Origin of the sequence: Streptomyces sp. sk2.1, assembly GCF_008120935.1 — a bacterium.
GTDB lineage: Bacteria > Actinomycetota > Actinomycetes > Streptomycetales > Streptomycetaceae > Streptomyces.
In genome coordinates this window covers 1-10,766 of sequence record NZ_RDBO01000057.1, presented here as the reverse complement: position 1 = coordinate 10,766, position 10,766 = coordinate 1, and the positions used below count along the sequence as shown (strand labels likewise).

Annotated in this window: 9 protein-coding genes and 1 pseudogene; 4 read left to right on the top strand and 6 right to left on the bottom strand. The window is 72.9% G+C overall.

Translation table 11 applies throughout. The features are described from left to right. The first annotated feature begins 146 nt into the window (after positions 1-146). From EAO76_RS21370 to EAO76_RS21360, 3 genes are all read left to right on the top strand, one after another. Positions 147-1,769, top strand: a complete 1,623-nt coding sequence (locus EAO76_RS21370; RefSeq protein WP_148837567.1) for an amidohydrolase — start codon at positions 147-149, stop codon at positions 1,767-1,769. A gap of 79 nt (positions 1,770-1,848) precedes the next feature. After that, positions 1,849-3,333: an ankyrin repeat domain-containing protein gene (locus tag EAO76_RS21365; protein ID WP_148837566.1), complete on the top strand. Its 1,485-nt coding sequence runs from the start codon at positions 1,849-1,851 to the stop codon at positions 3,331-3,333. A 140-nt stretch (positions 3,334-3,473) separates the two neighbouring features. Then, a complete protein-coding gene (locus EAO76_RS21360) occupies positions 3,474-3,935 on the top strand; it encodes a Rieske (2Fe-2S) protein (RefSeq protein ID WP_148837565.1) in 462 nt (153 codons plus the stop codon). Here the strand turns inward: EAO76_RS21360 and EAO76_RS21355 are convergent. Further along, positions 3,919-4,572, bottom strand: a complete 654-nt coding sequence (locus tag EAO76_RS21355; protein WP_262375633.1) for a cysteine hydrolase — start codon at positions 4,570-4,572, stop codon at positions 3,919-3,921. The genes EAO76_RS21360 and EAO76_RS21355 overlap by 17 nt on opposite strands. 109 nt (positions 4,573-4,681) lie before the next feature. Here EAO76_RS21355 and EAO76_RS21350 point away from each other — a divergent pair, with 109 nt between their 5' ends. Continuing rightward, complete coding sequence (locus tag EAO76_RS21350) at positions 4,682-5,158, top strand: pyridoxamine 5'-phosphate oxidase family protein (RefSeq protein WP_148837564.1); 477 nt, start codon at positions 4,682-4,684, stop codon at positions 5,156-5,158. A gap of 135 nt (positions 5,159-5,293) precedes the next feature. Here the strand turns inward: EAO76_RS21350 and EAO76_RS21345 are convergent, their stop codons facing one another. The 5 genes and pseudogenes from EAO76_RS21345 to EAO76_RS46450 form a co-directional block, all read right to left on the bottom strand. Further along, entirely contained in the window at positions 5,294-5,932 is a 639-nt protein-coding gene (locus EAO76_RS21345; RefSeq protein WP_148837563.1) for a response regulator transcription factor, read from the bottom strand. Next, on the bottom strand, positions 5,929-7,161 hold the full coding sequence (locus EAO76_RS21340; protein WP_187438728.1) for a sensor histidine kinase: 1,233 nt from the start codon (positions 7,159-7,161) through the stop codon (positions 5,929-5,931). The genes EAO76_RS21345 and EAO76_RS21340 overlap by 4 nt, the downstream gene beginning before the upstream one ends. A gap of 5 nt (positions 7,162-7,166) precedes the next feature. After that, positions 7,167-9,356 (bottom strand): MMPL family transporter, encoded by a 2,190-nt coding sequence (locus tag EAO76_RS21335; protein ID WP_148837561.1) that lies wholly within the window; start codon positions 9,354-9,356, stop codon positions 7,167-7,169. A 300-nt stretch (positions 9,357-9,656) separates the two neighbouring features. After that, complete coding sequence (locus EAO76_RS21330) at positions 9,657-10,565, bottom strand: LysR family transcriptional regulator (protein ID WP_148837560.1); 909 nt, start codon at positions 10,563-10,565, stop codon at positions 9,657-9,659. A 46-nt stretch (positions 10,566-10,611) separates the two neighbouring features. Next, a pseudogene (locus EAO76_RS46450) lies at positions 10,612-10,766 on the bottom strand (EamA/RhaT family transporter); the annotation flags it as partial.

Sequence of the window (10,766 nt, the reverse complement as noted above, 5' to 3'; positions counted from 1 at the left end):
GGCCGTCTGGGGCAGCAGTCCGCCGGTGAGCGGGTCGAGCAGCCGGGCGGAGAGCAGAACGAGACTGGTGCGCACAGGGACTCCTTGAGGTGGTGCGGGCCGGCCCGACCGCGACGGGCCGGCCCGCACCACCTCAAGGAGTCCCTGTGCGCACCAGTCTCGTTCTGCTCTCCGCCCGGCTGCTCGACCCGCTCACCGGCGGACTGCTGCCCCAGACGGCCCTGGCCGTCTCCGGGGGGCGGATCACCGATCTGGGCGACGACCGCCGGATGCGCGGACTCGCGGACTCCTCGACGACGGTGATCGACCTGAAGGGCGCCGTGGTGACGCCCGGCCTCGTCGACGGGCACATCCACCCGGTGACGGGCGCCGACCTCTCGCGCGGGCTGGACCTCTCCGAGTGCGGCGACCTCGACGAGGTGCGCAGCGCCCTGGCCGGTGCGGTCCGGTCGCTGGAACCCGGCGCCTGGCTGCACGGCTGGGGCCTGGACCCCAATGTGTTCGGCGACCGGCCGGTCACCTCGGCCGCGCTCGGGCCCGTGCTGGACGGCGTCCCGGCCCTCCTCCTGCTCTTCGACGCGCACTCGATGCTGGCCAGCGCCCGCGCCCTCGAACTCGCGGGCGTCGACGGCCCGCGCCGGTTCGAGGAGGCGTCCGAGATCGTCTGCGACGACGAGGGCCGGCCCACCGGGCTCCTGCTGGAGGAGGCGGCCTGCGCGGTCGTCGAGGCGGCGGCGCCCCGGCCGAGCCGCGCCGAGCTGCGCGAGCACCTCGCCGAAACCCTGCGGGGCATGGCCGCCACCGGTCTCACCGGCGGCCACGCCATGGACGCCAACGGCGAGAGCCTCGCCCTGTACTCCGAGCTCGACGCCGACGACGCCCTCCCGCTCCGGCTCCGGGTCGCTCCCTGGTGCCGCCCGGACACCGACGCGGAGGCGCTGCGCGCGCTCATCGCCGGGCAGGGCGCGGGCGGGCGGCTCTGGCGGACGGAGGGCGTCAAGCTCTTCATGGACGGCACGATCGACAACGGCACGGCCTGGCTGGAGCGTCCCGACTGCCACGGCGAGTCCACCCACGCCTTCTGGCCCGACCCCGAGAGGTACACGGAGGTCATCGGGGAGTTCCACCGTGCCGGGGTGCCCACCGCCACGCACGCCATCGGGGACGCCGCCGTACGCCATGTCCTCGACGCCGTGGAGAAGGCCCGCGCCACCGGGAACACCGGGGTGCGCCACCGGATCGAGCACATCGAGACGGTGCCCGACGACACCCTGAGGCGGTTCCGGGAACTCGACGTCATCGCCTCCATGCAGCCCACCCACTGCTGCGACTTCACCCGCGCCGACCACACCGACAACTGGTCCCGGCGCCTGGGCGAGGAGCGTGCCGCGCGCGCCTGGCGCTGCCGCGACCTGTGGGACTCGGGCGCCACCGTCGTGCTCGGCTCCGACTGGCCGATCGCCCCCTACCCCCCGCTGACCGTCATGGCGGGCAGCCGGCACCGCCGCCCCACCCGCGACCTGGCCCAGCCCCCGCACAACCCCGGGCAGGCACTGACGCCGCTGGAGGCGCTCCGGGGCATGACCCTCAACCCCGCCCTCGCCGCGGGCGAGGAGGGGCTCGCGGGACGCCTCGCCGTCGGCCACCGCGCCGACCTCGCCGTCTTCGCGGACAACCCGCTCACCGTGCCGGACACCGACCTGTCCGACCTGCCCGTCCTGCTCACCGTCCTCGACGGCCGCCCCACCCACCGCGCCCCCGGCGTCTGACACCCGGTCACTTCGCCCGGTCCGGAGGCGTGCACGGCACGGGGACGGGGTGTCAGAGGCGGACCCTAGAGTCCCGCCCATGAGCGACTTGGCCAACAGAGCACTCTTTGCCGCCGTCATCCCCGCCCCCGACGCCGACCCCGAGCGGCGGGCCGCCGAGGTGCGTGCGCTGACAGCCGACGGCGCGGACCCGTCGGCCCGTGACGAGGAAGGAGCCACCCCTCTCCACCGGGCGGTGAGGGCCCCGTACGAGGGCAACGGACCGCTGCCGTCCCCGGAGGTCGTCCGGGCGCTGCTGGAGTGCGGTGCGGACGTGCACGCGGTCGACAAGCACGGGGTGACGGCCGCCGGGTGGGCCGTCTGCGCCAACGACTCCGATCCGGAGGCCGTGGTGGACCGTTCGGTGGAGGTGCTGGGGCTCCTCGTCGGGGCCGGGGCCCGCCTCGACGGGCGCTGCTCCCTCGCCACCGGGGGCTCGTTCGCCCACCACGGCTGTGCGGCGCCCCCGGTCCTGGCGTTCCTGCTCGACCACGGCGCCCCTCTCGAAGCGGTCGACGAGCGCGGCAGGACACCGCTGCACTCCGCGGTCGACTGCGGCCGCCCCCGGCTGGTGGAACTGCTGCTGGAGCGGCACGCCGACACCGGCGCGGTCGACCGGCTCGGCCGGACCCCGCTGGGGGTCGCGCTGCGCCTGCCGCAGCTCAGCCGGGAGCAGCGCAGGACGCGGGCGGAGCTCGTGGCCGCGCTGGAGGCGGCGGGCGCGCCCGCCCGTGTCGAGTACCCCGCGGTGGAGGGCGGGCCGCTGCCCATCGACATGGCGGCCGCCCGCCGGGTCGCGGAGGAGATGCGCGCCGAGCTGTCCGAGACCTGCCGGGCCGCCGGGGTGCCGGACGACAGCGGCCGGCTGACGGAGTTCACCCGGCCGGACTTCGACAGCTTCCAGGACCTCCTCACCGGGCTGCGCGACGGCATCGACCCCGACCACGTGCCGCTGATACCGGAGCTGTGCGCGCGGACACTGGGCGACGGGGCCCGTGCGGACCGCACGCTGACGGGTGACCAGGAGATCCGTGAGCCGTTCTTCCACCACGGGAACCTGCTGGTGAAGGGCCATCTGGACGTGCTGGCCCCGTTCGTGGTCACCGGTTCGCTCACGGTCGGGGGCTGCCTGGCCGACTGCGGCCCCTCCTCCGTCGTCGCCGTCGGCCGCGACGTCACGGCCCTCGGGGTGCACACCGACGGCGAGATGTCCGTCGGCGGCGACATCGAGGCCGGGATCGTCTACGGCTACTACAACGACCAGACGCTCCGGGCGGGGACGATCCGCGCCCGTCTGGTCATCGAGGACGAGCACGAGACGATCGCCACGGTGAAGGCGGGCACCCACTTCGACCTGGACGACTTCCAGCAGGGTTACGGCGAGGGCGTACAGGAGCAGCTGCGCGAGCTGCTGGTGGACGAGGTGTTCGGCACCGAGGAGGACGAGGAGGAGGAACAGCTCGACAAGACACTCCTCTTCGCCCGGCTGCGGGAGGGGAAGCCGGTCTTCCGCACGGACGCCTGAGGGCCGACGTCCCGACCGCTCATGCCGGCGCACGGACCTGCCGATGACTTGATGGCCGCCGCCCGCACGCACCGGTTCCCCGCCGGGCGCGTCACGGCCGGGACGGCACGGACGTGGACACCTCGGAAGGGAAGACCGGCATGAGCGCATCGCAGGACCCCGGGACCGGTTCCGGCCGCCGGACCGTCGTCATGGCGTTCGGGGCCGCACCGCTGGCCGCCGTACTCGCCGCGTGCGGCGGCCGGGAGGAGTCGGGTGGCTCGGACGTGGTGAAGCCCTCCGACGGGGGGACGGCCAGCAGGACGGACGGCGGGACCGTCCTGGCCAGAACGGCCGACATCCCCGAGAACGGCGGAAAGGTCTTCGCCGACCGGGGCGTCGTGGTGACCCGGCCGAAGGCCGACGAGTTCAAGGCGTTCTCGTCGAAGTGCACCCACCAGGGGTGCACCCTGTCGAGGGTGTCGGGCGGCACCATCGACTGCCCCTGTCACGGCAGCAGGTTCGACGCCGCGTCGGGCGCCGTGGTCCACGGACCCGCCACCAAACCGCTGCCGGTCAAGAAGATCGCCGTCACGGACGGCTCGATCACGCTCCTGCCCTGAACCGTGTCCGGTCCGACCAGCATCCGAGCACGTCGTCGGTGGTCGTGACGGTGGCGACGAGGGCGAGCGTGTTGCGGACCATCGCGGGGGTGTACTCGGCCGGTACCCCCGCGATGGCGTCGGACGGCACCACGGCCGTGTAACCGAGGTTCACCGCGTCGAACACGGCGTTGGGCACGGCGACATTGGCGGAGACCCCGGTGACGACGAGGGTCCGGCAGCCGAGGTTGCGCAGCAACGCGTCCACCTCCGTCCCGGCGATGGGCGAGAGCCCGTGCAGCCTGCGCACGATCAGGTCCTCGGGGGCCACCTCGATGGGCGCGGCGACCCGTACCGCCGTGGTTCCGGAGTGCTGCTGCACGGGCAGCCGGCCGGCGGCCCGGAAGAGCCGGGCGTTGCTGTTGGAGCCCCGCCCGTCGGGACGGCGTTCGGCCACCGCGTGCAGCACCTGCACCCCGGCCCCGTGGGCGGCCCCGACCAGCCGGGCGACCCGGTGGAGGACGCCGGAGGACCTGGCCTGTCCGGCCAGTTCGGGCAGGGCGCTGCGGGGGCCGACGACCCCCTCCTGGCATTCGACCGTCATGAGCGCGGTGGTGGCCGGATCGAGCTGTGCGGCGAGTCGTTCCGTCGACGGCACGGCTGCCCCTTTCGGCGGCGGACGGGGCGCGCGAGGCTATCCGCCATTGCGCGAAGGGGGAAGAGGCCCCATGATTTCTGACACTTAGTCAGCTATGGGAGGGGCACCCATGACCACCGGTCAGCGGCGGGGACGCCGGATCATGATGACGGACGCCGAACGCGACGCCTATCTCACGGAGCAGCGCACCTGCCGGGTCGCCACCGTGTCCGCGGACGGCAGCCCGCACGTCGGTGCCCTCTGGTTCGTCTGGGACGGCACCTCCCTCTGGCTGTACTCGATCACCCGCAGCCTGCGCTGGTCCCAGCTGTGCGGGGATCCGAGGGTCGCGGTGGTCGTGGACGACGGGGTGGAGTACACCCAGTTGCGCGGCATCGAGCTGCGCGGCGGGGCCGTCCCGGTGGGCGAGGCACCCCGCACCGGCGAACCGTGTCCCGAACTCGACGTACCGGAACGGTTGTTCGCGGAGAAGTACTTCGCGATGGACACCATGCCGCACGACGGCCGCCACGCCTGGCTGCGGCTGACGCCGAGGACGATCACCTCCTGGGACTTCCACAAGCTCCCCGGACCGCCCACGGCCTGACCCGCGGGACGGCCGCCGCCGGGCACACCGGTCCGGGCCGGTGCGGACGGCGACGGCCGGTGAACCGGTGGCACCACCCGCGGCCGGGTGTGCGTACGTGTGCCCGCCGCACGAACGGCGGGCCCCGGGGCCCCTTCAGGGTCGCCGCAGCAGTCCTCTCTCCATGGCCACCACCACCGCCCGCGTCCGGTCGCTCACGTCGAGCTTGGCGAACAGACGCAGGAGATGGGTCTTGACCGTGGCCTCCGCGATGACGAGCCGTCTGCCGATCTCGGCGTTGGTCAGGCCGTCGGCCACCGCGTTCAGCACATCGGTCTCGCGGGCGGTGAGCGGTTCCTGTACCGGCCGGCGCATCCGCGCGATCAGTTTCTCGGCCACCCGGGGCGCGAGGACGGTCTCGCCGCGCGCCGCCGCGCGGATGGCGTCGGCGAGCTGTTCCCGGGTGGTGTCCTTCAGGAGGTAGCCGATGGCGCCCGCCTCCACACCGCGTTCGATGTCCCGGTCGGTGTCGTACGTCGTCAGGATCAGGACCCGGGTGCGCGGGTATCTCTCGACGATCCCGGCGGTCGCGCCCACCCCGTCCAGCACCGGCATCCGCAGGTCGACCAGGGCGACATCGGGGTCGTGCCGCCCGACGAGGTCGAGGGCGGCCCGGCCGTCCCCCGCCTCCCCGACGATCTCGATGCCGTCCTCGCCGGCGAGCAGGGCGACGACACCCGCCCGCATGACGGTGTGGTCGTCCACCACGACCACCCTGATCCGTCCGCCGGTCATCGCGTCCCCTCGTTTCCCTCGTCGTTCTCCGTGCCGCCGTCCCCGGGCACCGGGTCCAGGGGGATCACCCCCAGGATCCTCGTGCCGTCGCCCACCGAGCTGGTGACGGTGAGCCGACCGCCCAGCTCCGCCAGTCGTTTGCGCATCCCGTCGAGCCCGAAGCCCGTCGACTCCTCCGGGACGAATCCGGTGCCGTCGTCGGTGATCTCCAGCTCCACCCCGTGGGGGCGACGGCTCAGCATCACACCGACCGTGGAGGCGCGCGCGTGTTTGCGGACGTTGGCCAGGGACTCCTGCGTGCAGCGCAGCAGCGCGATCCGGGTCTGCTGGTCGCACTCGACGTCCGCCAGGTCGCCGACCACCGTGAGTCCGGTGTCCTCCGCGAAACGGTCCAGGATGCGGCGCAGCGTGTGCGCCACCGACCCGGCCGCCGCCCCGCCGTGCCGCTGGACCGAGCCCACCAGTTCCCGGGCCTCGGCGAGGTTCTCCCGGGCCGTCGACTCGATCGAGCGCAGTTGCTGGGCGCTTCGCGCCGGGTCCGACGCGAGTGCCGCCCCGGCCGCCTCCGCCAGTACGACGATCGACGCGAGCCCCTGCGCGAGGGTGTCGTGGATGTCCCGTGCCATCCGCTCCCGTTCGTCCGCCGCCCCCTGCCGCTGATGCGCCTCGGACAGCTGCGCCTGGGCCCGTTCCAACTCGTCGATCAGCCGGGCGCGTTCGGCGCTCTGCGCGACCACCGAATGCGCCCACAGGCCGATCAGGACCCCCACGGCGACGACGATCAGGGTGGACACCATGGTCTCGCCGAAGAACTGCAGCGACCAGCCCTGCCGGCACCAGCTCCCCGCCAGCGTCGCCGCCGTCGCCAGCCCCAGGAACCCCATCGAGACCCTGGGGCTGCGCCCGAACATCCAGTAGTGCGGCAGCGTCACCATGAACAGTGCCGCGTAGCTGCCGCGCAGATACGCGAGTCCGCCGAGCGCGAGCACCAGCACGGAGAGGTAGGTGTGCGGCCGTACGACGGGGTTGCCCGGGAGGCGGTCGAGGAGCGCGTAGCAGAGCACCACGCAGCCGAGCAGCGCGAGCGCCGCGTACCTGCTCCCGACGGACCCGTCCGTCGTGGCGAGCCCGACCGCCATCGCGGCGAACAGCACCCAGCACACGGTGCTCCAGCGGCGCAGTGACGTGGTCCAGAGGGCGTCGGCGGAGGATCCGGCGAGAGCAGTCATGCCGATCAACGTACGTCGGCCGGGAGTTCGGCGCGGACGTCCGCGGCCGGTTCGGCCGGAGCGGGGCGCGACGGCCACCAGGTCGCCTCGCCCAGCAGGAGCAGCGCCGCCGGCAGGATCATGACGCGGACGACGAAGGCGTCGAGCAGTACGGCCGCCGCGAGCACGAAGCCGATCTGCTTCATCTCGATGATGTGCAGCAGGACGAAGCTCACGAAGACGGTCGTCATCACGACCGCCGCGCTGGTGACCACGCTCGCCGACGTGCGGATTCCGTCGAGGACCGCCTGCCGGGTGGGCACGCCGGCGAGCACCGCCTCCCTGATCCGGCTCACCACGAACACCTGGTAGTCCATGGAGAGCCCGAAGAGGATCACGAAGAGGAAGAGCGGGACGCGCGACCCGATCGAGCCCGTGGACGTGAAGCCCAGCAGTTCCTCGGCCCAGGTGCCCTGGAAGACGAGGACGAGCAGTCCGATGGCGGCCGCGGCGGAGAGCAGGTTGAGCGCGACCCCGATCAGGCCGAGCACCACGGAGCGGAAGGCGTACACGGTCATCGCGAAGGTCACCAGCAGCAGCGCCCCGAGGACGAGCGGAATCCTGCTGTTCTGGTGGGCCGGGTAGTCGGCGTACCGGGCGACGTCCCCGCTGACGCCGTACTCCGCTCCCGCGATCCGTCCGACGGTGGCCGGCAGGTACTCGTCGCGCAGGTGGGCGAGGGAGTCGCGGGCCTGCGGGGAGTTGCCGAGGTACGGCGTCCTCAGCCGCAGCACGCTGATCCGGTGGTCGGCCGAGGTGTCGATGCGCGAGCCACCGGCGAACAGCGGGTCCCCGTCGGCGAGCCGGACGAGTTCGCGCAGCGCCGCGGTGACCTCCCGGCCGCGCGGGGCGTCGGCGCGCACGACGACGTCATGGATGACCCGCTGCTCGGGGAACGCCTCGTTGAGACGGTCGTAGACCCGCATCGCGGGAATCTCGCGGGAGTGCGTGTCCCGGCTCATCTCCGTGATCTTCAGCCCGGTGAGGGGCAGGGCGAGCGCGAGCAGGGCGAGGACCGGGACACAGAGCGTGGCGAGGGGGTGCCGGCCCGCGGGGCGCAGCAGCGCCGTCCAGATCCGGCCCGTGCCCTCGCGGGCGGGGCGCCGGGGCGGTTTCCCGTGTTCGGCCCGGCGCCGGGCGCGTCGTTCCGCCCGCCGCCCGAGCACGGTCAGCAGCGCGGGCAGTGCCGTCAGGGAGCTGGCCACGGCGACCAGCGTGACCACGATGGTTCCGGTGGCGAGCGAGGAGAAGATCACGTCGGAGGCCAGGTACAGCGTCGCGGTGGAGACGGCGACCGCCAGTCCCGAGACCACGACCGCCCGGCCCGAGGTGGCCGCCGCCAGTTCCACCAGCGCCTCGGTGCTCAGCCGGCCGCCGCTGCGGGCCCGTTCCTCGCGTTCCCGTTTGAGGTAGAAGAGCGTGTAGTCGACGCCGACCGCGAGGCCGATCATCAGGATGACGTTCGTGCCGACCCCGACGTCGGGCGACAGGTGCGAGACCACCATCGACAGGCCGATGGCCGCCGCGATCGAGGAGAGCGCCAGCAGCAGCGGCACCGCGGCCATGACGACCGATCCGAAGACGATCATCAGCGTGACCAGGGTGACCGGCAGGGTGATCTTCTCGGAGAGGGCCAGGTCGTCGTCGCGCTGCTGGTCGACGCCCTTGCTGGTGGAGGGGCTGCCCGTCTGCTCCATCAGCAGTCCGGGGCGGGACTCCTGAACGGCCGAGGTCTGCGACATCAGCGCGTCGACCTTGTCCCCCGCGTCCCGTTCCTCGCCCTTCAGGGCCACTTCGACCATGAGGATCCGGCCGTCGTCCGACCACAGCGGCGCGGCCACGTCCGCGACCTCCGGGAGCTTCCGCATCCGGGCCGTGAGGTCCCGCGCGGCCGCCTCCGCGGTCGGCCCGTCCACGGTGCCCGAGCGGGCGGATATCAGCACCTGTTCGGTGGAACGACGTTCCAGGCCGCCCTCGGCCGCCATGGCCTCGGCCCGGCCCGCCTCGCCGACGCGGTAGTCGGCCGTCCTGGCCTCGTTGGTGCCGACGGCCCCGCCGACGGCCAGGCACAGCGCCACGAACACCAACCAGCCGACGAGTGCCCGCCAGGGGTGCCGCGCGCTGCGGCGCGCCATGCGCACAGTGAGTGAGTTCATGCCCGAAAGCCTTGTTGACCAGGGCAGTTGACGGACAGAGGTGTCAGGTTGAACCTGCCGTCCACCGATCGGTGGACGCTGCCACGGGGGACAACCCCCGCACGCCGCGCCGGCATCCGCGGCACACGGCACATTCACCGTCGGGGAACGGCCACGGCTCGGGCACGCCTGCGGGGCTCGGGGCGCTCCCGCAACTCAGGCGTACCTGCGGCTCAGGGCACGGCCACGGCTCGGGCACATCCACAACTCACGGCACGGTCACAGCTCGGGCACACCCACAACTCACGGCACGGTCACGGCTCACGGCACGTCCAGGGTCCGGCCGGCCTCGCGCAGGGCGGCCACCGCGGCCCTGATCGACGGGCGCCGGTCCGCGTCGGTGCGCCACACAGCGTGGACATGCCTGCGCATCTTCTGCCGCACCGGCACGAGCCGCACCCCTTCGGGCACCGGACCGCGGCCGAGTCTTGGTGCCACGCAAACGCCCATCCCGGCGGCGATCAGGGCGAGTTGGGTGTGATGTTCGCCCGCCAGGTGCGCGATGCGCGGCTCGATGCCCTTGGAACGGAGGGTGAACATCAGCCAGTCGTAGCAGAACTCGCCCTCGGGCCAGGACACCCAGTCGTCGTCGGCGAAGTCCTCCAGGTCCACCTCGGTCCGGTCCGCGAGCCGGTGATCGGCGGGCATCGCGATGTCCGGCGCGTCGTCCAGCAGTTCGACCTTGGACAGGCCGCCGGGCACGGGCAGGCGCTTGTTGCTCCAGTCCAGCACCACGGCGAGGTCCGTGTCCCCCCTGAGCACCGCGCGGATTCCGTCCTCTGGCTCCAGTTCCCGGGTGCGCACGCGCAGTTCGGGATGGTCCGCGCGCAGCGTGCGGAGCGCCGCGGGGAAGAGCCCGCGCGCCGCCGTCGGGAAGGCCGAGATCAGGATCTCGCCCACCACCTCGCCGCGCTGCGCCTCGATGTCGGACTGGGCCAGTTCGACCTGGGACAGGATCCGGGCCGCGTGGTCGGCGAGCAGCCGGCCGGCGTCGGTGAGCCGGACCCCGCGTCCGTTCTTGGCCAGAAGCTGCTGCCCCACCTCCCGCTCCAGCTTCGCCATCTGCTGGGAGACGGCCGAGGTGGTCACGTGCAGCCCCTCCGCGGCGCCGCTGACCGAGCCGTGCCGGGCGAAGGCGTCCAGGGTGCGCAGGCGCTCCAGATTCAACATGTAAGCAATGCTACGCAGACACTCGTACAAAATCTCGCTTGTCCTACGCGATCGCGGCCACCAGCACCGCCGTGCCCGCCACGAGGCGGCCGAGGGTGACCTGGAACGGGGCGTACCCCTCGGTGCCGACCTTGATCAGCAGGAAGCTGAAGCCCCAGATGAGCGAGAGCGCCCCGAAACGGATCCGCCAGTCCCCAGTCC

Excerpts from the sequence above, each read along its gene's own strand:
- EAO76_RS21365 (WP_148837566.1), top strand. The coding sequence starts at position 1,849 with ATGAGCGACTTGGCCAACAGAGCACTCTTTGCCGCCGTCATCCCCGCC.
- EAO76_RS21360 (WP_148837565.1), top strand. The coding sequence starts at position 3,474 with ATGAGCGCATCGCAGGACCCCGGGACCGGTTCCGGCCGCCGGACCGTC.
- EAO76_RS21350 (WP_148837564.1), top strand. The coding sequence starts at position 4,682 with ATGACCACCGGTCAGCGGCGGGGACGCCGGATCATGATGACGGACGCC.
- EAO76_RS21345 (WP_148837563.1), bottom strand. The coding sequence starts at position 5,932 with ATGACCGGCGGACGGATCAGGGTGGTCGTGGTGGACGACCACACCGTC.
- EAO76_RS21340 (WP_187438728.1), bottom strand. The coding sequence starts at position 7,161 with ATGACTGCTCTCGCCGGATCCTCCGCCGACGCCCTCTGGACCACGTCA.
- EAO76_RS21335 (WP_148837561.1), bottom strand. The coding sequence starts at position 9,356 with ATGAACTCACTCACTGTGCGCATGGCGCGCCGCAGCGCGCGGCACCCC.
- EAO76_RS21330 (WP_148837560.1), bottom strand. The coding sequence starts at position 10,565 with ATGTTGAATCTGGAGCGCCTGCGCACCCTGGACGCCTTCGCCCGGCAC.